This window comes from Clostridium disporicum (genome assembly GCF_001405015.1).
GTDB lineage: Bacteria > Bacillota > Clostridia > Clostridiales > Clostridiaceae > Clostridium > Clostridium disporicum_B.
This window is the reverse complement of record NZ_CYZX01000017.1, coordinates 36,632-59,431: the sequence shown is the minus strand read 5'-3', so window position 1 is coordinate 59,431 and position 22,800 is coordinate 36,632. Positions and strand designations below refer to the sequence as shown.

General features: G+C 29.3%; 22 protein-coding genes and 3 pseudogenes. 5 read left to right on the top strand and 20 right to left on the bottom strand.

The window, feature by feature from the left end:
- Positions 1–69: 69 nt before the first annotated feature.
- The 9 genes and pseudogenes from ARA56_RS11805 to ARA56_RS11770 form a co-directional block, all read right to left on the bottom strand.
- Entirely contained in the window at positions 70–774 is a 705-nt protein-coding gene (locus ARA56_RS11805) for a class I SAM-dependent DNA methyltransferase (RefSeq protein WP_055266928.1), read from the bottom strand.
- 31 nt (positions 775–805) lie between these two features.
- Positions 806–958, bottom strand: a complete 153-nt coding sequence (locus ARA56_RS16690) for a hypothetical protein (RefSeq protein ID WP_156334266.1) — start codon at positions 956–958, stop codon at positions 806–808.
- A gap of 52 nt (positions 959–1,010) precedes the next feature.
- Positions 1,011–1,649, bottom strand: coding sequence for a response regulator transcription factor (locus tag ARA56_RS11800; RefSeq protein WP_055266926.1), 639 nt, complete (start codon positions 1,647–1,649; stop codon positions 1,011–1,013).
- A 10-nt stretch (positions 1,650–1,659) separates the two neighbouring features.
- Positions 1,660–2,763 (bottom strand): sensor histidine kinase, encoded by a 1,104-nt coding sequence (locus tag ARA56_RS11795; RefSeq protein WP_055266924.1) that lies wholly within the window; start codon positions 2,761–2,763, stop codon positions 1,660–1,662.
- Positions 2,764–2,950: 187 nt separating this feature from the next.
- Positions 2,951–3,133, bottom strand: a complete 183-nt coding sequence (locus tag ARA56_RS11790) for a DUF4177 domain-containing protein (protein WP_055266922.1) — start codon at positions 3,131–3,133, stop codon at positions 2,951–2,953.
- Positions 3,134–3,399: 266 nt separating this feature from the next.
- Positions 3,400–4,161 (bottom strand): sugar phosphate isomerase/epimerase family protein, encoded by a 762-nt coding sequence (locus ARA56_RS11785; protein WP_055266920.1) that lies wholly within the window; start codon positions 4,159–4,161, stop codon positions 3,400–3,402.
- Between the two features lie 11 nt (positions 4,162–4,172).
- Positions 4,173–4,829 carry a leucyl/phenylalanyl-tRNA--protein transferase gene (aat, locus tag ARA56_RS11780; RefSeq protein WP_055266918.1) on the bottom strand — a complete coding sequence of 219 codons (657 nt, stop codon included), beginning with the start codon at positions 4,827–4,829 and terminating at the stop codon, positions 4,173–4,175.
- 396 nt (positions 4,830–5,225) lie between these two features.
- Positions 5,226–5,539, bottom strand: a pseudogene (locus ARA56_RS11775) (nucleotide pyrophosphohydrolase).
- A gap of 79 nt (positions 5,540–5,618) precedes the next feature.
- Positions 5,619–6,125, bottom strand: a complete 507-nt coding sequence (locus ARA56_RS11770) for a TetR/AcrR family transcriptional regulator (protein WP_055266916.1) — start codon at positions 6,123–6,125, stop codon at positions 5,619–5,621.
- 126 nt (positions 6,126–6,251) lie between these two features.
- Between ARA56_RS11770 and ARA56_RS11765 the strand changes: the two genes are divergently transcribed.
- On the top strand, positions 6,252–7,193 hold the full coding sequence (locus ARA56_RS11765) for a poly(ethylene terephthalate) hydrolase family protein (protein ID WP_055266914.1): 942 nt from the start codon (positions 6,252–6,254) through the stop codon (positions 7,191–7,193).
- A gap of 281 nt (positions 7,194–7,474) precedes the next feature.
- Here ARA56_RS11765 and ARA56_RS11760 read toward each other — a convergent pair whose 3' ends face one another.
- From ARA56_RS11760 to ARA56_RS11750, 3 genes are read right to left on the bottom strand one after another with little or no spacing between them, the layout of a single operon-like run.
- The gene (locus ARA56_RS11760; protein WP_055266912.1) at positions 7,475–8,440 is read right to left on the bottom strand and encodes an aldo/keto reductase; all 966 of its coding nucleotides are present in this window, start codon (positions 8,438–8,440) and stop codon (positions 7,475–7,477) included.
- A 19-nt stretch (positions 8,441–8,459) separates the two neighbouring features.
- A complete protein-coding gene (locus ARA56_RS11755) occupies positions 8,460–9,002 on the bottom strand; it encodes a flavodoxin family protein (RefSeq protein ID WP_055266910.1) in 543 nt (180 codons plus the stop codon).
- A gap of 31 nt (positions 9,003–9,033) precedes the next feature.
- The gene (locus tag ARA56_RS11750; RefSeq protein ID WP_055266908.1) at positions 9,034–9,450 is read right to left on the bottom strand and encodes a cupin domain-containing protein; all 417 of its coding nucleotides are present in this window, start codon (positions 9,448–9,450) and stop codon (positions 9,034–9,036) included.
- A gap of 187 nt (positions 9,451–9,637) precedes the next feature.
- On the opposite strand from ARA56_RS11750, the gene ARA56_RS11745 reads away from it, so the two are divergent.
- Positions 9,638–10,060, top strand: a complete 423-nt coding sequence (locus tag ARA56_RS11745) for a MarR family winged helix-turn-helix transcriptional regulator (protein WP_055266906.1) — start codon at positions 9,638–9,640, stop codon at positions 10,058–10,060.
- Between the two features lie 91 nt (positions 10,061–10,151).
- A pseudogene (locus ARA56_RS11735) lies at positions 10,152–11,527 on the top strand (MATE family efflux transporter).
- A 231-nt stretch (positions 11,528–11,758) separates the two neighbouring features.
- On the opposite strand, the pseudogene ARA56_RS16480 reads toward ARA56_RS11735, so the two are convergent.
- From ARA56_RS16480 to ARA56_RS11715, 5 genes and pseudogenes are all read right to left on the bottom strand, one after another.
- Positions 11,759–11,917 (bottom strand): annotated as a pseudogene (locus tag ARA56_RS16480) (FAD-binding protein); the annotation flags it as partial.
- A 252-nt stretch (positions 11,918–12,169) separates the two neighbouring features.
- A complete protein-coding gene (locus ARA56_RS11730; protein WP_055266904.1) occupies positions 12,170–13,543 on the bottom strand; it encodes an MATE family efflux transporter in 1,374 nt (457 codons plus the stop codon).
- 162 nt (positions 13,544–13,705) lie between these two features.
- Complete coding sequence (gene katG, locus ARA56_RS11725; RefSeq protein ID WP_055266902.1) at positions 13,706–15,901, bottom strand: catalase/peroxidase HPI; 2,196 nt, start codon at positions 15,899–15,901, stop codon at positions 13,706–13,708.
- 198 nt (positions 15,902–16,099) lie between these two features.
- Positions 16,100–16,705 carry a hypothetical protein gene (locus tag ARA56_RS11720; RefSeq protein ID WP_055266900.1) on the bottom strand — a complete coding sequence of 202 codons (606 nt, stop codon included), beginning with the start codon at positions 16,703–16,705 and terminating at the stop codon, positions 16,100–16,102.
- A 152-nt stretch (positions 16,706–16,857) separates the two neighbouring features.
- Positions 16,858–17,250 (bottom strand): DUF3887 domain-containing protein, encoded by a 393-nt coding sequence (locus ARA56_RS11715; protein WP_055266898.1) that lies wholly within the window; start codon positions 17,248–17,250, stop codon positions 16,858–16,860.
- A 286-nt stretch (positions 17,251–17,536) separates the two neighbouring features.
- Between ARA56_RS11715 and ARA56_RS11710 the strand changes: the two genes are divergently transcribed.
- Positions 17,537–18,199: a hypothetical protein gene (locus ARA56_RS11710; protein ID WP_055266896.1), complete on the top strand. Its 663-nt coding sequence runs from the start codon at positions 17,537–17,539 to the stop codon at positions 18,197–18,199.
- A 167-nt stretch (positions 18,200–18,366) separates the two neighbouring features.
- Here the strand turns inward: ARA56_RS11710 and ARA56_RS11705 are convergent, their stop codons facing one another.
- Positions 18,367–19,194, bottom strand: coding sequence for a polysaccharide deacetylase family protein (locus ARA56_RS11705; protein WP_055266894.1), 828 nt, complete (start codon positions 19,192–19,194; stop codon positions 18,367–18,369).
- A gap of 273 nt (positions 19,195–19,467) precedes the next feature.
- Here ARA56_RS11705 and ARA56_RS11700 point away from each other — a divergent pair, with 273 nt between their 5' ends.
- A complete protein-coding gene (locus ARA56_RS11700; protein ID WP_055266891.1) occupies positions 19,468–20,244 on the top strand; it encodes a sulfite exporter TauE/SafE family protein in 777 nt (258 codons plus the stop codon).
- 90 nt (positions 20,245–20,334) lie between these two features.
- On the opposite strand, the gene trhA is transcribed toward ARA56_RS11700, so the two are convergent.
- Both trhA and ARA56_RS11690 read right to left on the bottom strand, forming a co-directional pair.
- Positions 20,335–21,006: a PAQR family membrane homeostasis protein TrhA gene (gene trhA, locus ARA56_RS11695; RefSeq protein ID WP_055266888.1), complete on the bottom strand. Its 672-nt coding sequence runs from the start codon at positions 21,004–21,006 to the stop codon at positions 20,335–20,337.
- A gap of 410 nt (positions 21,007–21,416) precedes the next feature.
- Positions 21,417–22,790 carry an MFS transporter gene (locus ARA56_RS11690; protein ID WP_055266886.1) on the bottom strand — a complete coding sequence of 458 codons (1,374 nt, stop codon included), beginning with the start codon at positions 22,788–22,790 and terminating at the stop codon, positions 21,417–21,419.
- Positions 22,791–22,800 lie beyond the last annotated feature (10 nt).

The following is a 22,800-nucleotide window of genomic DNA, read 5'->3' as shown; positions in this document are numbered from 1 at the left end:
TAACTTGGAATTTAACTGAGACTCTAAATCTCCTTAACCTCCCTTTTGTAAAGCTATATTATTTCTAGCTTACCTCTTTTTTGCTACATAAAAAACCTTGTATGTTCTATCTTCTATAGGAAACATTCTAAAGTTTTTATATCTACCAACTATTTCAAATCCAGATTTCAAAAGATATTCATCCATTTTTTCAACTGAATATGCCCTTAGAATATGATTTTCTAACTCATTATTTCCAAAATCAAAAAGTGTAGTAGCTATTTGAGTTGTTTTATCATATTCTAATATTTGCTTAAAATGTATATTATCAAATACCCTATTGATTACACCAAAATGCTTATCCTCATATAAATAAGGTGTGTTAACATCAAATATAAAAAATCCATTTTCATTTAAGTTATTATAAATACTACTCATAGCATTTTCCATATCCTCATCAGTAGTTATATAATTAATAGCATCAAAAGCACATGTAATCATATCAAATTTCTTCTTCATATCAAAATTTCTCATGTCTGCTACTATAAATTCAATTTCTGTTGTAGTTTCTTTAGCTACATTAATCATGTCCTCTGAAATATCCATTCCGCTAACTTCAAAGTTCATTTTCTTCAACTCATTTGCAAGTATCCCTGTACCACACCCAACATCTAAGATAGAAGTTATCTTTAAATCTAATGTATTAATTACATTTGTAATTAAATCAATATATCTAATACTATCATTACCCCAATCCTTTTTGTAAAATTTAGATAATTTCTCATATGCCTTCATTTCAATCACCCCTTTAATTTAATAACCTAACTTATTTATTGCTGACTTTTCCTGCAATAACTGCAGCTAAATAAATTATTGCTATACCAGTAAATGCCTCATCCCCAAGAAGCATAGTTGTAGTAAAGCATACTATTAATCCAATTACAAAAACTTCTACCGATCTCCAAAGATCAAACTTCAATTAAAATCTCCCCCTGTCTCTTAGTTACCACTATATATTTAATTCTTTGGGTTTACTTACCTTTTATATAGTAAATTGCTATTTGTGTTCTATGTTCTAAATCTGTCTTATCTAAAATAGATGTAATATAGTTTTTTACAGTTCCTTCTGATATAAATAGTTTTTTTGATATTTCTTTATTAGTTAATCCATCTGCTATCGCTTCCATAATGTTTAATTCTCTTTCTGTAAATAAACTTGTATCTATTTTCTTTTCTGATTTATTATTAACTTTAAGTAGCTTATCTGTTATCTTATTTAATACCTCTTCTTGAATGACGCAATTTCCACTGCTCACTACTTTTATAGTTTCTATTATCTTTCTAGGTGATGTATTTTTTAATAAGTATCCCTTAGCTCCATAGTTCAATGCTTCTTTTATATATTCATCTTCATCAAAAGTAGTTAAAATAATTACCTTAGTGTTAGTTCTCTTAGTTATTTCTTTTGTAGCTTTTACTCCATTAACTAAAGGCATTCTTATATCTACTAAAGCAATATCAACTGAGTTTTTAATACAATAATCCACTGCTTCTTGTCCATTACTAGCTGTAGATAAAACTTCTATTTTGTCATCAGAGCTTAATATTATTTTTAAACTCTCCCTTATTAAGGAATCATCATCTACTATTAAGATTTTAATCTTTTCCATATAGCCTCCTTTAAAATGGAATTATTAAAATTACAGAAAATCCATCTGTACCATCAACTATTAGCTGTCCATTGATTTCTGCAATCTTCTCTTCTAAATTAGATAAACCAATGCCCTTTTTAACTTCCATTGAGCCTATACCATTATCTCTAACTTCTAACTTGATAATTTTATTTAAGATTGTTATATTTACATCTATTTCTGTACCCTTAGAATATTTAATTGAATTTGTACTTAATTCCTTTACAGCTTGTACAAAAATAATCCAATTAGATGCTGATATTTTTTCTAAATCACCTGAATGTCTTATACTATATTTAAATCTTGTATTTTTAGTCTTTTCTTCTAATATTAATTTGATTCTATTAATTCCTAATTCTTCTTGCTGTGGTCTAATTTCTCTTAAAATCATTCTAATATCATTCATACCTTTTCTTAAGTTATCAATAGACATATCTAATAGTTTTTTTCCTTGCTCCTTGTTATTATCAATAGTTAGTTTAATAGCTTCTAACTGAAGCAACGTTCCCGATATTGTGTGACCTATTCTATCGTGAAGCTTTCCAGAAAGCTTATTTCTTTCTTCTAATTGCATTGTATACAGAAATTGCTCTTTAAAATTCTGTTCTTCTTTTAATCTGCTTTGAAGTTTATATATTTCTTTTCTTCTTTGTTCATTTTCTCTCTCCATTTTAAATAAGTTATGTTGTTCTTTAAAATAATAAGAAAAGAACAATGCTATAACTAAAACCAATACTATAATTTCACTATTTAATAAATAGTCTCTTATTAACAATAAAGGTAAAGCAATTAAAGCAAATAAAATACCTTTATCTTTTATCTTTCCTAGAGCAAGCTCCAGCATTGTAATTATTAATAAAACCATAGCTATAGGAATAAACTTTATTCCTATAAACAAAGCACATAAACCTTCAAAAGCACTTAGTATAATTCTATATTTCTCTTTTACTATTCCATTTGAAAATATTGATATTAAATATAAAAGCATTAAAATTATTAATGACTTATCTATTTTTTGCATTTTTGTTATTGATAATAACATATATACAAATATTATTAATTTTACTTTTATTGAAATATGTTTTAGTTCCATTCACCCACCCCCAAATGTTCACAAAAATATTTTACCATAAATTGTATAATTTAGTAAATTATATTATTATTTTTGTGATAAATAATATCATTTTTTAACAGAAGATATTATAAAAAGCTATAGATTACTCTATAGCTTTAATAAATAACTAAATATAAATTTTATACTACTTCCCATTAAACTATTATTAATCGACCTTTTTTTCAAATACTAAATCAAACTCCTTAACTTTACCTTCTCCAGTTTGATAAGTAGGTATTGCAGCTACAAATCTCCATCCCTCTCTAGCTAATTTATCTATGACCTCTCTATGATCCGGTTCTGTAAAAAACGTTCCCCCTGATGATTTTTCATATCTATACTTATACATAAATCCATCCCCTTAATCTATATTTTTTTACTATGCTTATTCTAGATAAAACACCTTATTACAGTATAATTTTACTGTTTTATGTTATTAATTACAACAAAAAAGGAGATAGTAAATATAATTACAAATAATGTTTTCTTTAGACAGAAGCCTTTAAACATAAAAAAATCTACCAAAAGAATTTATTAAAAATCAATAAAACTTAATAGAAAGAAGAATAACTCAGTAGAGAGTTTAGCCTAAACTAAACCCTCTACTGAAAATATCTACAAAAACTTATTTAACACTTCTATAGAGCTATTTATTTCATAGTAATCATTAATTTCAATAGTCATTGATGGATTGCAACAGTATTCATTAATTTTATGAAGCAAATAACAAATATCCATATTGCCTTTATTTAAGCCTTCATGTGTATCTTTAATTCCATAATTATTATGGAGATGAATATGACCTATCTTATTTCCTAAAGATTTAATCCACTCTTCTACTGGTACATCTGAATAGCAATTTGCATGTCCAATATCTAAGCATATCGTTAAGTTGTCATTATTTACTCCTTCTACAACTTCTACTAAATGGTCCATAGACTTTTCCAACACATTCTCTATATGTATTTTAATAGACTCATCCTTATCAGCTAAAAATTCTTTCCAGAATTCTATAGAGTTGGTAACATAGGCTTCTTTGAAATAAATATCTTCATAAAAACATGAGTGAAAAATTATTCTATCAGCATTAAGTTTCTTTGCAACAGAATATACTTGATTAAATCTCTGCATAGTTGCACTTCTTACTAAGCTATCAAAGCTAGCTGGGTTTAAATCAAGGAATGGTCCATGTAAAGATAAGTTTCTATTCTTTATACTATCGCCCATCCTACTTAAATAATCACTTAATCCGTTATCCTCTTTATCAAGTACGCTTCCAATACCGAACTCGATAATTTCAATACCTATATCTTTATCTTTAAGCAATTCAAATACTTCTACATCTGAAAAAAGCTGTGATACATAAATCTTTCCCATACTACTCCTATCTAGTTTACAAATTCGATGCCTTCTTTTAGCATTAATTTAAACTCTTCCCAATCTATAAACCTCCCACCCATACTTTCTAAGTGGTTAGTATGCATTTGACAATCTAAAAATATAAAGCCTTCTTCTTCAAGCTTTTTACACATACTAATCAATGCTACTTTAGATGCATTTGATTCTATTGAAAACATACTTTCTCCAAAAAAGCACTTTCCTATCTTAACTCCATAAAGACCACCTACGAGCCTTTCATTATTATACACTTCGACACTTGATGCAAAACCTCTTTTATGTAAGTTTATATACGCATCCATCATTTCATCAGTTATCCAAGTGCCTTCTTTATTTTCTCTAAGCTCTTTGCAGTTTTGTATTACCGCTTTAAAATCTTTATCAAAAGTAACAGTAAACTTACCTTTATTAAAAACTCTTTTCATAGACTTTGATACATTAACTTCATTAGGTTTTATAATAAATCTTGGCTTTGGACACCACCAAAGTATTGGTTCTCCATCACTATACCACGGGAAAATACCATTACAATAAGCCAATATAAGTCTTTCAAACTTTAAATCTCCTCCTACAGCTAGCAATCCATCCTCTTCAGCTAAGTCTGGATTTGGAAATATTATTTCTTTACTTAATCTATATACAGGCATTTTTTACTCCCTCTTTCTTAAATTTTTACTATCTAGCAATTATCATTTAATTAGAGATTATATATTTTCTGAAATATATAAATTAACAATTTAAAATTAATTATAAATATCTGAGAATTCTACATTAAACTTTTTTACATTTGTATAATCTCTCTTAAATTTAACATAATTATCACTCATCTTTTAATCCACCAAATTCCCTCTTACATACTCTTATGTATATCAAACAATTTTAGACATAATACCATATATTATACCATATTTTATATTATTATAAATTTAATTCTACATGCTATTCCTACATTTTGATTCTTAGCATTTAACTCTTTAATCTTTACTAAATCGCCATAGTTAAAGGCTAGTGCAGATGCTCCACTTTCTATATACTTTTCTATACTATAATTCAGTATATTTCTTACTATTTCCTTTAGCTTTTTCTACTGGATATTTTTTTCATTCTTATCCATCTTCTTATTTATAATATCTTCAATATCAACACCTAATGAATCTGCCATATGTAAGCAATAAACCATAACATCAGCTAGTTCTTCACATACTTCTTCTTTATTAAAATTATTGTCCCATAAAAAATGTTCTAATAACTCACCAGCTTCTATATTTATAGCCTTTGCTAAATTTTCTGGTGTATGAAATTGTGACCAATCTCTATCTTCTCTAAATTTTCTTATTCTTTCTATTGTTTTATTCATTTATTTACTCCTTTTAAATTTAATTACATATCTACATATAGTATTATTTAATAACTTTATTATTCTATAACTAATAATTTTAAGATCGCTGTTCCGCTGCCTTAATTAATTGTGCCATTTCTTTAGGAGATTCCTTCATTCCTCTTACAATCCATTCATTAATCCAACCAAATAATCCATGAGCTACCCACGAATTAAAATATGCTTGTAAATCATCTTGTTCCTCTTTAGGTCCACAGACTTCTTTAATATTCTCTAATACTAAATATGATAAATTAGAGCGATATAACAATTTGTAAACTTCACTATAATTTTTATAAAGACCAAATAAGTTTTCTATCCAATCTGACTCTTCTCTTTGTTCTAGTTTAAGTTTCTCTTCCCATTCTTTAATCAGTTGTATAAGATATTGTTTTATTACATCCTCTTTATTCGTAAAATTTCTATAAAACGAAGCTCTTCCAACCATTGCTTCTTTAACTATATTAGTTATTTTAATTTCTTCGAACACATGAGTCTCCATTAACTTCAAAAGTGCCTGTGTAATCTGCTTCTTTACATACGTATTATTTTCTTCTTTTTTCATATGATACAAAACCTCTCAACTTGTCTCATTTTTTATAAACTATTGTTTTTGCAATAAAGTGTATGATACACTTGTCTCGAACTTATGATACAGCTGTCTCATCATATTGTAAAGGGGGAGATATTAATGGTAAAAAAATTTATAAAAACCATTTTAATTGTATTTGTAATTATTCTTTTCTTAATAATTGCTTTTTTAATACTATTGAAATACTTTGCATCAAAACCTATTAATAGTGAATATTTCAATAATGTTGTCGCTGGTGGAGTTCTTGAAGAAAAATATATAGCTTATGGAGAATATGATGTTACTTCTTTAGAGATTGACAGTAACGAAGAGTTATTTAGTAAATATAAGATATGGTATCCAACTGAACTAGTCCACAATAGTAACAAAAAATATCCAATCGTATTATTTGTAAATGGAACTGGTGTACCTTATTCAAAATACGGAGCAACATTTGATCATTTAGCTTCATGGGGATTTGTTGTTATAGGAAATGATGATGAAAATACTGCATCTGGCGAATCTTCTTCAATTACATTAAGCTATATTCTATCGTTAAATAATAATGAAAAAAGCATATTTTACAATAAGCTAGATATAGAAAATATCGGTATATCAGGACATTCACAAGGGGGAGTCGGTGCAATCAATACTATAACAAACTTTAATAACAGCAGTATGTTTAAATCAATTTATACTGCAAGCACCACTTCTCTAGAGCTTGCAAATGCACTAGAGTGGAACTATGATATAACTAAAGTTAATATTCCTTATTTTATGGTGGCTGGCACAGGTAAAGCTGATGCTGAAACTATTGCACCACTTGATTCTTTGATTAGAAACTTTGAAGCATTAAATGATAATATAAAAGCAATTATGGCAAGACGAAAAAATATTGACCACGGAGATATGTTAATATATGCTGATGGTTATATGACTGCTTGGTTTAGATATACATTGATGAATGACAATGAAGCACTTGGAGTTTTTTCTGGAGCTTCACCTGAAATATTCCAAAACGTAGATAATTGGCAAGATGTACAAAGTAAAAACTTAGACTAAAAAAGTACGTAAGAAATAGTTGATAAATATTTTTCAACTATCCTTACGTACTTCTATTTTATATTTGCTAATCTCTTATTTAATAGACCTACATTATACTATATTATAATAGTTATATGCTAACCACTTTGTAATACTACTTCAACTACCTTTTAACCCCTCATAATCTTTTAAGCTACATTTTACCGCTTTAAAAAGCTGTAATGCTATCTTTTTTGTTGACTATTAAGTTTATTCTTTGTTTTCATATTATTTCATTATTTGATTTGTATTAACTTCTATTAGAAATGACTTTCATCAATTTCTATGCTATCTAAAGCCTCATTAATTTCCTGCACTTCTTCACGAGTTAGATTAATTGCTACTCCTCCAAGGTTTTCCTCTAAACGATGTAATTTCGTTGTTCCTGGAATTGGCACTATATATTCTTTTTGAGCTAATTCCCATGCTAAAACAATTTGAGCACTTGTGGCATTTTTTCTTTCTGCAATTTCTTTAAGAAGATCTAATAATACTTGATTACGCTCCATTACTTCTAGACTAAATCTTTTCATATTATTTCTAAAATCGCCTTCTTGATATTTTGTATCCTTATTATATTTACCACTTAAAAATCCATTTCCTAATGGAGAGTAAGCTACAAAACCTATATTTAACTCTTCTAAAACATTAAATAGTTCATTTTCTGCTTCTCTAAATACCATAGAATATTGATTTTCAACACAAGTAATTGGACATATAGCATGAGCACGTCTTATATAATCAATTGGTGCATTAGACACTCCCCAGTATTTTATCTTTCCTTCTTCTATTAATTCTTTCATAACCTTTGCTACATCTTCAGGCTCAACTTCTGGATCAATACGATGTTGATAATAAAGGTCTATATAATCAACCTTTAATCTTTTTAAAGATCCTTCTAACTGGTTTCTTATAGATTCTGGCTTACTATCCAATATATTTAGTGGTTTACCATCTATTACTGATTGGCCTATAATTCCAAATTTTGTTGCTATTACTACCTCTTCTCTATTGTATATTTCTAAAGCATTTCCTAATAACTCCTCATTGCTTTCACCATATACAACTGCAGTATCAAAGAAATTGCAGCCTAAATCTACAGCTTTTCTTATAAGCTTTATCATTTCATTACGATCAGCAGGAGCTCCATATGCATGGTCCATCCCCATACATCCAAGTCCAATAGCTGATACTTCTAAATCTCTACCTAAAATTCTTTTCTTCATTTTATCTTCCCCTAAAGTTTTATTTTATACCTTTTCCCATTTCATAAGCTTGTAAAAATGCTGGGGTATTTTTAATCTCTCCCTTTTCCCAGGCTCCAGTTCCATAAATAATTCCTTTTTCTTTTGCTCCACTAAGACAATCTTCTGTAAATCCACGTAATCCTTCTATAGTTCGCTCAAGCATATTTTTATCTGTATCTGCAGCAGTCATTATATAATAGAAATCTTTATTAGATATCTCTGTATATCTTGGTACAGTTCTATCAATAAGAGTTTTTAGTTGTCCATCCATTGAATAGAAATATACAGGTGTTGCTAATACAATTACATCAGCAGATACCATCTTATCAAGAATTTCTGCCATATCATCATTTTGAACACATTTATGAATTGAATTACAAACTCCACAACCTCTACAGTAATTTATATTTTTCTGAGCTATAAAAATCTTTTCTACATAATTACCACTTTCTTGTGCCCCTTTCATAAATTCATCACAAAGTAAATCAGAATTTCCACCTTTTCGTGGACTTGAAGATAAAATCAATACTTTTTTACTCATTAATATAACCCCTTACTCTTAATTTATTTTACTATTTCAATTTTAAATACTCTTCATCAAAAACAGGCTCACACCACTCATTTGATGCACCATCAGCTGGGACTTCAATAGCAAGATGTGAAAAAGCACTATCTTTTGCTGCACCATGCCAATGCTTTACTTCAGCAGGTATATTAACTATATCTCCTGGATATAACTCTTTTGGTTCTTCACCTTCTGCCTGATACCAGCCACGGCCAGATATAACAAGAAGAATTTGACCACCCTTATGATGGATATGCCAATTATTACGACAGCCTGGTTCAAATGTAACATTTCCAATTCCAACACCACTTGTAGTAAGCATATTTAGATATGCAGTGCCAATAAAATATTTTGAAATTTGTTCTGGAAGTTCATCTCCTATAGGAAATATAGTATTAATATTTTTTAGACTATCTTTATTCATTTATATTGCTCCTCTAATTTTATTAAATTATTCTCTATAAAATAAACTTACTCCTTAGAGTTAACTCGAAGTCAATACTCTAAAATGATTTTTTAATAAAAACTTCTGATTTTTAAAAGCATGCTATTGTTTTTAAAAAGTAAATATGTTACTCTTATTAAGAAGTAACTAAGGAGGCCTTTAAGTAATGAAACATAATCCATGTGGACTATTAATTAAACAAATTCATGATTCTTTAGAAAAGCAATCTAATAATGAATTACGTAGCAAAGATTTAACTATGACTCAAGTTACTGTTCTACTTCTTTTAAATGATGCTCCTGATAAAAAGTATTCTTTAAAGGAACTGGAAAAAGTTCTTCAAGTAGCTCAATCTACTGCTGCTGGGGTCATTTCAAGATTAGAGCAAAAAGGGTTTGTAGAAGGTTTTAGTGATCCATCAGATAAACGTATAAAAATGGTTAAGCTTACTCATCGAGGCGAAGAATGTTGCTTAGATGCTGAGAAAAGTATGGATGATGCTGAAAAAAGACTTTTATCTGGATTAAGTGAAGAAGAAAAATTAATCTTCAATGACCTATTAGAAAAAGTAAATAATAACATGAAATAAATGCTCGATACTATTTCGAGCTTTTAATAAAATCAAATTAATAGCATACTATTAATATTGTGCTAACGAATATTTTAAAGGAGAAATAACTATGGAAAACAAAAAATCTCTAGATGTATTTAACTCAATGCCTGTCTCAAAGGCTATATTAAAAAATTCGGTTCCTGCAATCGCTGCTATGATAATGGTTCTAATTTATAACCTAGCAGATACTTTCTTTATTGGACAGACCCACGATCCGTTTCAAGTAGCTGCTGTATCTCTAGCTACTCCAGTTTTTTTAATCTTTATGGCTATAGGTACTATTTTCGGTATAGGAGGAACTTCAGTTATATCTCGTGCCATGGGAGAAGGACGAAAAGATTATGCAAAAAAGTATGTTCATTCTGTATGTGGTCTTGTGTTATAGTTGGGATTATTATATCACTACTTTTCTTTATATTTATGGATCAAATTCTTGTATTTATTGGTGCAAGCTCAGATACTATTGAATTAACACGTAGCTATCTTATTATAGTTATTTGTTCTGGTCCTTTTGTTCTAATTTCAAACTGTTACTCAAATGTTTTAAGAGCTGAAGGTCAATCTAATAAGGCTATGATGGGTATGTTAATAGGTAATCTTTTAAACATCATTCTTGACCCAATAATGATTCTTGGTTTTGGTTGGAACATTACTGGAGCTGCTATTGCTACAGTTATTGGTAATATAATTGGAGCTCTTTACTATATTGCATACTTTATGAAGGGAAAATCTATGCTTAGCATAAATATTAAAGATTTCACTATAAAAGATAAGGTATGTAGTAGCGTACTAGCCATTGGTATACCCGCTTCTCTAGGTTCTATTCTTATGAGTGTTTCTCAAATTATAATGAATAGTCAAATGGCTTCTTATGGTGATATGGCTTTAGCTGGAATCGGTGTTGCTATGAAGGTAACTATGATTACCGGTATGGTTTGTATAGGTCTTGGGCAAGGAATTCAACCACTACTTGGTTTTTGTGTAGGATCAAAGAATTGGGATAGATATAAAAAAATATTAAAATTCTCCCTTTGGTTTGCTCTAATTCTTGGTGTATCATTAACAGCTATATGCTATTTATTTACTAATCAAATTGTAAGTACATTTTTAACTGAAGTTAGTGCCTTTGACTATGGAGTTGAGTTTTCTAGAATCCTTCTTTCAACAAGTGCACTATTTGGCGTATTTTATGTTTTAATTAATGCATTACAAGCTACAGGGGCTGCAGTTTCTTCACTAATAATAAATATTAGTCGTCAAGGAATTATATATATCCCTGCACTATTTATTCTAAAAGCTATACTTGGAATAAATGGACTTGTATGGGCTCAACCAGTAGCAGATATTCTCTCTATTTGCCTAGCTATTATTTTATATGTTATTACTTCCCAGAAACTTATGAAAGACAATGTAGATTCAAAAGTTGTCTTAGAGAAATGCTAATAATCATTGTAATAAATTTAGTTTGTTATTTATAAATATAGATAAAATCCTATGAAAATCAAAATTTATGATTTCATGGATAATAATTATATCTACGACAAGAACTTAATCATTGCCTAAGAATATACTTATTATTGTATAAGAAAGATAAAAAAGCTCTGTGTATTTAAACATAGAGCTTTCCACCTGAAAATCTACTGGACTTTCAATATAATCTATTACTATTTCATATTACTTATTATTAGCAGCACTCTTACCTGCAATTCTACCAAATGTAAATATATCTGATAATGAGCTTCCACCTACTCTATTACCGCCATGAATTCCACCTGTAACTTCTCCAGCAGCATATAAACCATCTATAACATTTCCTTCTTCATCAATAACTTCTATCTCTTTATCTTTTTAAACTCTAACTTATAATTTTGAAGCTTGATATTTTCTTCAAATTTAGTTTTCACTTCAGAGATTGAATTCCATTGAAGTATCTCATTACACTCCTTAAGTGAGAAGTCAAAACTTCTAAAAACCCTACATGCATTAAATTTTGAACTTTCATATACAAAAAAAGTGGAAAGCTAAAGCCTACCACTAAAATTATACTAATATTTTATAATGCAAAAACACTCTTGCTATATTTATTTAAATACTTTTAATCTCTATACTTAATGCTTTCTTTTTACACTCTTCAAGCCAATTTGATTTTTTATAATATATTAAAAATACAGTTGTACTTAAGAACCACGTAATAGGATATGCCCAGAATACTACTGCTATATCATTTATTAAATGTGTTGCAATTTGTATATATGAAACACGTATTACGCACCAACAAATCAGCATTGTTAACATAGGTATCTTTGACCTACCAGCCCCTCTTAAAACACCAGATACACAATGTGAAAATGATAATAAGAAGTAAAATAATGCATTTAGATGTGCTCTTTGTGCCCCTACAGCTATAACATCTGGATTATTTCCAAATATACTAATAAGATATGGAGCTAAGACAAATATAACTAGCCCAATTACTTCAGCGCAAATACAAGAAAATAAAATTCCAAATCTTGCCCCTTCTTTTACTCTATCAAAATTTTTAGCACCAATATTTTGACTTACAAATGTAGTAATTGCCATTGAAAATGCAGTAACTGGTATAAAAGCAAAGCCTTCTAATTTTATATATGCACCATTTCCAGCCATAACAACTGCCCCAAATGAATTGACACTCGATTGAACAACTACATTAGCAAAAGCAATCACTGAATTTTGTATACCTGAAGGTAATCCTATATTTATCATACTTTTAAGAATACTTTTTTCTATACAAATACCTTTTATGGTTACTTTGTATGTGCTATCAATACGAGCTAATCTAAAAAAAGCTAAAAATGCACTTGTACCTTGTGATATTACTGTAGCTATTGCAGCTCCTATAACTCCCATATTAAAAAATCCTACAAATACTATATCCAAAATGACATTAATTATAGCGGATATAACAAGATAGTATAAAGGACGTTTGCTATCTCCTACAGCTTGAAAAATACCACAAGCTGTATTATACATAACAACAAAAATAATACCTGTAAAATATGTTCTTATATATATTGATGAATCTTGAAATACATTATCAGGAGTTCCCATAAGTCTTAGAATAGTCGGTGTTAATAAAGTGCCTATTATAGTAAGGATTGTACCGCTAATCAATCCAAATGATACTGCAGTTCCAACGGCTTTTTTAATCTTTTTCTCATCCTTTGCTCCAAAGTATCTAGAAATAATTACACCTGCTCCTGAAAACATTCCTCCAAAAAAACCTACAAGTAAAAATATTAGCGCTCCAGTACTAGTAACTGCTGCTAAAGCATTTTGCCCAACATAATTCCCTACAACTATGGCATCTACAACATTATATAGCTGTTGGCATACTTGTCCTAAAAATATTGGAAAAGCGAACTTTAACATCCCAACCTTTGCATTTCCTTCTGTCAAACTTATCTTTTCGTTTGTCATTTTTATACCATCCCCAAATTACTTATATTTCTATTTATTTTACTAATTGGAAATAATTATATAATTTGACACAGTATAAGTCAATAATGTATATTAGTTCCTACAAAAGTGACAAGCAACTGCTTGCCACTGGAAATTTACTGGACCTTCAAGGTCTAGTTTTTATCTTTTTATATCAAAACGGTCTGCATTCATAACTTTATTCCAAGCATTTACGAAATCTTGCAAAAACTTTTCTTTATTATCATCACATGCATATACTTCAGCTATTGCACGAAGTTGCGAATTAGAACCAAAAATAAGATCAACTCTTGTTGCTGTCCATTTTACCTTTCCTGTCTCTCTATCACAACCTTCAAATCTTTGCTTATCTTCATCTATTGGTTTCCATACTGTATTCATATCAAGGAGATTTTGGAAGAAATCATTTGTAAGACATTCAGTTTTATTTGTAAATACACCATCTTTAGACTGCTTATAATTTATATTTAACACACGCATCCCACCAATTAATACTGTCATTTCAGGAGCAGTTAGTGTTAATAGTTGTGCACGGTCAATTAACATTTCTTCTGGTTTTGCTGAAATTTCACTTTTTATATAGTTTCTAAATCCGTCTGCTTTAGGTTCAAGTACGCTGAATGAATTTATATCTGTTTGATCTTGAGTTGCATCAGTACGGCCTGGAGTAAAAGGAACAATAATATCATATCCTGCATTTTTTGCAGCTTGTTCAATACCAGCACATCCAGCAAGTACAATAATATCTGCTAGAGAAACCTTCTTATTTCCAGATTGTGATTTATTAAACTTTACCTGGATTTCTTCTAATACATTTAGAACATTATTAAGCTCTTCTGGCTCATTTACTTCCCAATTTTTTTGTGGTTCAAGACGTATTCTTGCACCGTTTGCACCACCACGTTTATCTGAACCACGGAATGTTGATGCAGATTCCCAAGCTACTTTAACAAGCTCACATATAGATAATCCAGATGATAGAATCTTTTTCTTAAGATGTATGATATCCTTTTTATTAATCAATTTATGATTAACTACTGGCACAGGATCTTGCCAAATAAACCTTTCAGTTGGAACATCTGGTCCAAGATATCTTGATATTGGCCCCATATCTCTATGAGTTAATTTAAACCATGCACGTGCGAAAGCATCAGCAAATTTCTCTGGATTTTCTAAATAATCTAATGCTATTGCTTTATATTTAGGATCAGTAATAAGTGATAAATCTGCTGTAGTCATCATAGGTCTATGTTTCTTTAAAGGATCGTGTGCATCAACTACCATATCCTCTTCATCAACATTAATCGCTAACCATTGATATGCTCCTGCAGGACTTTTAACTAACTCCCATTTATATTTAAATAATGTTTTTAGATAACCCATATTCCACTGTGTAGGATTTGCTTTCCATGCACCTTCTATTCCACTACCTATAGTATATTCACCATTACCACTTCCATAACTATTCTTCCATCCTAGTCCTTGTTCCTCAATAGGTGCAGCCTCTGGTGCAGGACCAACATATGTAGCAGGACCTGCACCATGACACTTACCAAAGGTATGTCCCCCTGCTATAAGTGCAACAGTTTCCTCGTCATTCATAGCCATACGTGAGAAAGTTTCTCTAACATCTTTAGCTGATGCCATTGGATCTGGTTTTCCATTTGGCCCTTCCGGATTTACATAAATTAATCCCATTTGGACAGCCGCAAGTGGATTTTCTAATTCTCCATCACTTGACATTTTATTATCTCCAAGCCATTTTTTTGCACTTCCCCAATAAATCTCTTCTTGTGGCTCCCATACATCTTCACGTCCACCACCAAAACCTATCAGTTTTATTCCCATAGATTCAAATGCACAGTTACCTGCCAATATCATAAGATCCGCCCAAGATATTTTATTTCCATATTTCTTTTTAATAGGCCAAAGTAAACGACGTGCTTTATCTAGATTAACGTTATCTGGCCAGCTATTAAGAGGTGCAAAACGTTGTGTTCCTTTACCAGCACCACCTCTACCATCTCCAATCCTATATGTTCCTGCACTATGCCATGCCATACGAATAAATAATGGGCCATAGTGACCGTAATCAGCAGGCCACCAGTCTTGAGAATCTGTCATTAACTTATACAAATCATTTTTTATCTCTTTAAGGTCTAGTTTTTTGAATTCTTCAGCATAGTCAAAACATTTAGACATTGGATTACTTAAATCTGAATTTTGATGAAGAATTTGAAGATTTAATTGGTCTGGCCACCAATCTTTTGTTGTATATCCTTCACCAGACATATCTTTACTACTCCTTCCTGTCACTGGACATTTGCTTTCTGTCATACATTATCCTCCTTATATTTAATTTAACAAATTAATGCCGTTACTGTATTATATTCATAATTTAACTAATTATTTTAATTAATACGTAATATTAATGTTATGATTAAAAGCTTTTATTTCTCTAATCCAAAATACAATTTGAAAATAAAAATGCCCCAAAGGCTTATATTTTTACAAACCTTTGGGGTAATTTAACATTTATTTTATTTTAAACTTACCATCTACATTTATTACTTTAATACCTAAAGCACTTAGTAATTTTTCCATACTCTTTACTTGATTAACATATTTAATATTATTCTTTGCAACTAACTTTCCTACCATCTCTTTTATAGCTATTTTGTCATCACCAGTAAGATATATTTCCCTCTTTATATAGCCTCTATTAATATACGTAATAGTAGTCCATATCTGCTCATCTGTTATATTATTTATATTCATAAGAACTCTTGTAAATCCCTTACCTCTCATCTTCGCTGGATATGCTAGCTTAAAGTATTTGATAAATCCATGTTCTTTTTTAGGATCTTTATCACTTACAAATTTACCCAACTGAGCCTTTAAAGCATTCATTAAGAACATTATAGTATTTGGTTTTACTGAATCATTCATTTTATCTATACTGTTGTATATAAGATTGTATGTTTCTTGAACCTTTTCTGGATTAACTTCAGGATCTCTTAAAAATTTTACTATTTCTATATATTCCAATACAGTTTTCTTACTTTCTAACTTTTTACCATAAGCTCTTTCTAAAAGTTCTACTGCACTTAGCTCATTAATTTCATTTATGCTTAATTCCATTATAAAATTACTCCTTTTTTTCTTTAGTCAATACATTATATCACTTACTCTTATCTAATGCATTATTTAACTTTTCCAAAGCTTCTTCATTATCATTTTTAGCAAAATTTATCACACAATAATTTGTATGATCTTTTAGTAATATCTTTCTACTAATTTATATCCATTGCATCTAGCTTTAAATCTTCTGTAAATACAAAAATAAATCTTACATTTTTCTCAAGATATTCCGTCTTAACAGCAGTTACTGGATTTCCATCTTTTTCTCTTACTTCATAATTTAATATTTTTTTAAAAGCTCCTACATGTTCGCTAATGCCTGTCCATATACTTTCTAATGTTCCTTCAGAAATGGTTTCTTTTAAAGCATCTGTACTCATATCATAAACTGCCTCATAATTATTATGATTCAAATTATTTATTATTTGTTCTGATACTACCTTTATTTCTTCCTCATTATACTTATCACTAAGCTTCTCGGTACCACAACTTATTAATAAGCTTAAACATAAAACTAATGACATCACCTTTATAAGCTTTTTCATAATAAATCTCCCCTTTTGTATATTAAATTTTATCATAAGCTATATGATATATTTTCAATTATACATTAAATAAAATTTTGTATGAAGAAATTACTAATAAATTAATACTTTTTTTATAATTTCATACTTTTTAACCAGTTATTACTCTATGGAAAATATTTGAATACATATTATATAATATAGTTTACATAATTAGATTTTAGTCTATAATAAAGTAAGTAGTTAAAAGTATTATTTTGTGGACAAATAAAAAATTAATAAAATATAGATATTATGAGGTGTAAAAATGAAACCGATATATAAAAATATAGGAAACTCTTATGAAGTAAAAGATAATGTTGTTTACATTACAATTCTAAAAAAAGACGGAACAGAACTTATTACAAAAATAGATGAGGATGATTTAGCTTTAATAAATGATATGGGAACTTGGTTTGCAGAATGGAATAAAGATTATAACAATTATATAGCTCAAAATATAAGTAAAACCAAGAAAAATAGCAAAAATAAGCCTTTAAAGCAAAGCATAGCAAGCGTACTGTTAAAGGTTAGTCCAAAGGCACCTATAAAATATTTAAATGGTGACACTTTAGATAATAGAAGATGTAATTTAGATATAGCTAAAAAGAATAGTGGTAATGAATACGAAGAAAAAGACGAAAATACTATTTCTATAATATTAAAGGATAAACTTGATAAAAAAGAAGGCTATGCATTAATATCTAAAGAAGACTTAGCTTTAGTAATAAACGATACTTATAGTTGGGTTCTTCATAAAACTCATGGTAATGTTTCAGTTGTTGCAAATACTCCTGAAGGTAGACTTCCTCTTTGGAAGGTTATTATGAAACCTCAAGAAAATCAATATATAGAATTTAAGAATCATAATCCGCTAGATAATAGAAGATCTAATTTGATACTTAAAAATCATGAAGAAGAAAATCAATAAAATAAACAAAAGGTTCTAAATATAAGCATTTAGAACCTTTTGTTTATTTTATTAGGTTATTTTTTATTATTTATAAAACATCCTATAAAAACTTGTTTTTGTTTGCTAACAGCAACTGATATTTAAAATTTAGTAGAATCTTACTAGAATAAATCAAGATTCTACTTTTATAATAATTCAATTGTTTCTCTTGAGTCTATTTTTACAGTTTTTCCATCAACACTAATCCATACGTCTAAAGCACTTGGATTGTAAACTCTTGACTTATTTCCAGAAAACTTAAGCGACCTAACAGCAGTTATATAATCATAAACTTCTATATTTGTTGCGTACCAAATATCTTCTTTATTACTGACCTTCTCAGCAAACTCTTCAATAAGCTCCCAATTATTATCAACTTCAAATTCATAACTATGTCCCCAAATATAAAATAAATCTAACTCACCATCTTCTTTTTCTAAGAATCTCTTTGTTATTTCCATTAATCTTGGATTAGCATGTCTACAAGTTGAATGCCATTCTAGAAAATCATTTGGCAATGTAAAATCCTCATTTTCAACAACAGTTCTTGAATAGTCAACTCCGCATGTTCTAATAATATCTTTAACCTTTGAGTTATATGTTCCAAAAGGATAAGACATTCCTCTAATTACTCCTCCATAAATTCTTTCTAAGTTAATTTTATCTTCTAAAACTTCTTTAAGAATCTCATTTTCATTTAATTTCTCTAAATGTGGATGTGTTAAAGTATGAATTGCTATCTCATGTTCTTTATAAAGATCTTTATTTTCCACTAAATTTATTCTTGTTACATCTATACCTTTATTTATCCAAGTAGTTCCTGGCTTAATACCTGAATTAACATTAAATGTGGCCTTTAATTTATATCTATTAAGTATTTCTACTAATTTCTCATCAAATTGAACACCATCATCATAGCTTATTGTTAAAGCTTTACTTTTACCATGCTGATATAAAAATCTTGTTTTTCTCATATTATTCTCCTCATATATATCTATCTTTAATTAAATTATATCAAAATATATTTAAAGTAAAAAAGCTTTTGTATCTTCCTCAACCGATTCCCTATTACAATAATTAATACCCAATGGTAGTTGAGTTAAAAATACCATTAGCAAAAGAGTTTATAGACTATAATCTAAATTAATTGTTAATATATTATTAATTAAATTGCGAACGATTGTTATATAATGTAAAATGTTAAGATGTAAACTGAAACAATATTAGTATTAAAAGGAGAGTATGTCATGTTATATCTTGTTTATATTTTAGCAGGAATTGTGGCAGGTGTTGTAACAGGACTTGCTGGTCTTTCTGCAGCAGTAGTTATTACCCCTTTGCTTGTTAGTGTATGTGGATGGCAGAGTTATGATGCTGTAACAGTAGCACTTTCAGCAGATGTGCTTGCTAGTCTATTGACAGCGTACACTTATTATAAAAATAGAAATATTGATTTAAAGAATGGAATGCTTGTTACAATAACAGCTTTTATAGGATCTATCATTGGTAGCTATAGCGGATATCTTTTCTCACAGTCACAACCCGATGGCCTAGGCTATATTTCTATGGCAACTACAATTTTTCTTGGGATAAAGTTTTTAGTAAAACCTATTGAAAAAGGTCATGATGCAAAATCTGGAATAAATCAAATAAGTAAGAAAAAGATCCTACAAGCAATGTTTTTGGGATGTGCTATCGGTTGGATTTGTGGATTTACTGGAAGTGGCGGAGGAATTTTAATGCTTACAGTATTTACATTACTTCTTGGTTATAATTTAAAAGTTGCTGTAGGGACAAGCACTATGATTATGACTCTTATTGCTTTAACCGGTGCAATAAGTCATATCTCTATGGGAGCTATACTACAACCTATTCCTATGTTATTAGTTACAATCTTTTGTCTTATTGGTGCATATGTTAGTGCAAAGTTTGCAAATAAGTGTGAGATTAAAAAATTAAATAGAATTGTAGGTACATGTCTTGGAATTCTTGGAATAGTAACTATTTTAATAAAATTAATATAATAAGTATTTTTATTAATAAAATCATTAAACTTTATACTTTATATTAAAAGGAGCATCATATAACACGAAGCTCCTTATCTTTTTTATATTTTAATAAATGTAATAATAAATACCAATCCAATGCAGAATTGCACCTATCATCACAAAAAAGTGCCATATAAAATGTGAATACTTTTTATCTTTTGTAAATGGAATCATTCCAACAGTATATACAACCCCACCAATTAAAATCATCCACATAAGTGGTCTGTTATTATGAAACCAGTCTGGCAAGAACACTAATCCACTCCATCCAATTATAAAATATAAAGAAAAATGTAACCATTTAAATCTTCCTGGTCCAAAAACGCTAATCATCACTATCCCTAAAACAATTAAGGCCCATTGTATAGAGAAAATAATTATTCCAAGGGTATTCCCCCAATACACTAGGTACAACGGTGCGAATGTTCCTCCAATTAAAAGATAAATAGAACAATAATCAAACCTTCTCCATAAGCGTTTTACCTTAGACCCACTTTTAAAAGCATGATATAAGGTACTCATAATCATTAATAGAAATAAACTTATCCCATAAAAACAAGATGCCATCACCTTAAGACCTGTATCTGATTTTAATAGAAGTAGAATAAATCCCGCTATTGCAAGCCCTGCTCCTATACCATGGACAACTGCATTACCAACCTCTTCTAAAATCGTAAGCTTTGGAGGTTCATTTAACGCTTTAATTTGTTTCTTTCTCTTTTCCTTTTCTTGCTTCATATCTATATTCCTCTCCTAATTTAACTTTATATAATTTATAGATACTATACTAAATATTAAATATAATTGTTTTTATAAATAAATTATACATAATTAAAAACTATATATAAACATTTTTTACCATCAAATTATTTCCTTACTTAATTTACCCTATATTTATCTTTCATCATATTTATCTATTTCATTCCTAAATTTTGTTTTGCTTGTTATTGTATAAAATGATCAGTTTGGTTTGTTTTTTTATATTTAATCATCATTTACGAGTATTTTATTTAAAAGTAATATTCTTTAATTTACTTTCTTGAAGTCATTCCTATGAATAGATAATCCTCTTATAAAAAAATAGATGCTTGTAAATACAAAAAAACCAACTAATCATAGTGATTAGCTAGTTTTTTACACTTTAAATTTTACTTATTTTTATCTTCACGTTCAGCTAACTCTTTCATAACTTGTGGATATTGCTTATCAAGCTTGTAGAAGCAATAAAGTATAGGAAGAATTACAAGGAAGATTATAGGAGCATAAATATATAAATTAGAAATTGCTGTAATGGCAGACTCACTTTGAACTGCAAGTGCACCATTATATCCTGCCATTCCAAGAACAGTTGTTGCAACTACCATTCCAACTCCTCCTCCGACTTTTGCTCCAAATGTTGTCGCACTGTATAATGTACCTTCAATACGTACTCCAGTCTTCCAATGACCATACTCAATAGAATCTGCCATCATTGCAAACAATGTTGCCATTAATGGTGCTGCCCCAATACCTTTTACTATGTTACAAACTACTAACCATGAAAATGATGTTGGATTTACTATTATAAGAAGTTGTGAAATAAGAGAAATTATAGTTCCAACAAGAGCTACATTACGCTTTCCAAATTTTTTAACAAATGGCATCATCATTGCCATTAATACAATTGAAACTCCTTGCTGAATAACAGCTAAAAATCCGAAGTATGCTTCACTATGAAGAATATATTTTGCATAATAAACACCAACTCCCATTCCTATAGCCATACCAAGAATATTTACAACCCATATAGCACATATAAGAAGCCAAGCATCATTTTTTATCATTAATTTTAGAGTTTTAATAAATCCAATTTTACGATCTTCATCTGAAACTACATTTACACGCTCTTTTGTCTTAACAAAGCAAAGTAAAAATAATAAAGTAGCAAGAATACCGTAAACACTAGAAACTATCATCCATGCAGATTGATTTGTTGATCCTCCAACTGCATTTACAAATGGAAGTGTTAGTGCATTTATAATTAATCCGCCAATTTGAGCCATAGTCATACGGAATACATTAATAGTTTCACGTTGAGTCTGATCTCTAGTCATAAGTGAATTTAATGCACCATAAGGAATATTAATTGCCGTATATAAAAATGTAGTAACAACGTTATAAGATATAAATACATATATATACTTCCCAACATTACCCAAGTTAGGAACCATAGTTAAAAGCGCCGTACATACCCCAAAAGGAATTGCAAGCCAAAGCATCCATGCACGTGCTTTACCATGCTTTGACTTAGTTTTATCCATAATAAATCCCATAATTATATCTGTAAAACCATCAAAAAAACGTGATATTAATATTAAAGTTCCAACAATACCTACATTAAGTCCAAGTGCATCTGTATAGAAAAATGAAATGTATGTCCCTGTAAGAACCATAACTAAGTTACTTGCTAAATCTCCACAACCATATGCTAGTTTTTCTCCAACCCCTATTTTTTCTGTATAAACAGACTCTACTGTTTTCATAATATACCTC

Excerpts from the sequence above, each read along its gene's own strand:
- ARA56_RS11710 (WP_055266896.1), top strand. The coding sequence starts at position 17,537 with ATGAAACCGATATATAAAAATATAGGAAACTCTTATGAAGTAAAAGAT.
- ARA56_RS11715 (WP_055266898.1), bottom strand. The coding sequence starts at position 17,250 with ATGAAAAAGCTTATAAAGGTGATGTCATTAGTTTTATGTTTAAGCTTA.
- ARA56_RS11755 (WP_055266910.1), bottom strand. The coding sequence starts at position 9,002 with ATGAGTAAAAAAGTATTGATTTTATCTTCAAGTCCACGAAAAGGTGGA.
- ARA56_RS11785 (WP_055266920.1), bottom strand. The coding sequence starts at position 4,161 with ATGGGAAAGATTTATGTATCACAGCTTTTTTCAGATGTAGAAGTATTT.
- ARA56_RS11770 (WP_055266916.1), bottom strand. The coding sequence starts at position 6,125 with ATGAAAAAAGAAGAAAATAATACGTATGTAAAGAAGCAGATTACACAG.
- ARA56_RS11730 (WP_055266904.1), bottom strand. The coding sequence starts at position 13,543 with ATGACAAACGAAAAGATAAGTTTGACAGAAGGAAATGCAAAGGTTGGG.
- ARA56_RS11700 (WP_055266891.1), top strand. The coding sequence starts at position 19,468 with ATGTTATATCTTGTTTATATTTTAGCAGGAATTGTGGCAGGTGTTGTA.
- ARA56_RS11690 (WP_055266886.1), bottom strand. The coding sequence starts at position 22,790 with ATGAAAACAGTAGAGTCTGTTTATACAGAAAAAATAGGGGTTGGAGAA.
- katG (WP_055266902.1), bottom strand. The coding sequence starts at position 15,901 with ATGACAGAAAGCAAATGTCCAGTGACAGGAAGGAGTAGTAAAGATATG.
- ARA56_RS11760 (WP_055266912.1), bottom strand. The coding sequence starts at position 8,440 with ATGAAGAAAAGAATTTTAGGTAGAGATTTAGAAGTATCAGCTATTGGA.
- ARA56_RS11745 (WP_055266906.1), top strand. The coding sequence starts at position 9,638 with ATGAAACATAATCCATGTGGACTATTAATTAAACAAATTCATGATTCT.
- ARA56_RS11800 (WP_055266926.1), bottom strand. The coding sequence starts at position 1,649 with ATGGAAAAGATTAAAATCTTAATAGTAGATGATGATTCCTTAATAAGG.
- trhA (WP_055266888.1), bottom strand. The coding sequence starts at position 21,006 with ATGAAGCAAGAAAAGGAAAAGAGAAAGAAACAAATTAAAGCGTTAAAT.
- ARA56_RS11790 (WP_055266922.1), bottom strand. The coding sequence starts at position 3,133 with ATGTATAAGTATAGATATGAAAAATCATCAGGGGGAACGTTTTTTACA.
- ARA56_RS11705 (WP_055266894.1), bottom strand. The coding sequence starts at position 19,194 with ATGAGAAAAACAAGATTTTTATATCAGCATGGTAAAAGTAAAGCTTTA.
- aat (WP_055266918.1), bottom strand. The coding sequence starts at position 4,829 with ATGCCTGTATATAGATTAAGTAAAGAAATAATATTTCCAAATCCAGAC.
- ARA56_RS11805 (WP_055266928.1), bottom strand. The coding sequence starts at position 774 with ATGAAGGCATATGAGAAATTATCTAAATTTTACAAAAAGGATTGGGGT.
- ARA56_RS11750 (WP_055266908.1), bottom strand. The coding sequence starts at position 9,450 with ATGAATAAAGATAGTCTAAAAAATATTAATACTATATTTCCTATAGGA.
- ARA56_RS11720 (WP_055266900.1), bottom strand. The coding sequence starts at position 16,705 with ATGGAATTAAGCATAAATGAAATTAATGAGCTAAGTGCAGTAGAACTT.
- ARA56_RS11795 (WP_055266924.1), bottom strand. The coding sequence starts at position 2,763 with ATGGAACTAAAACATATTTCAATAAAAGTAAAATTAATAATATTTGTA.
- ARA56_RS11765 (WP_055266914.1), top strand. The coding sequence starts at position 6,252 with ATGGTAAAAAAATTTATAAAAACCATTTTAATTGTATTTGTAATTATT.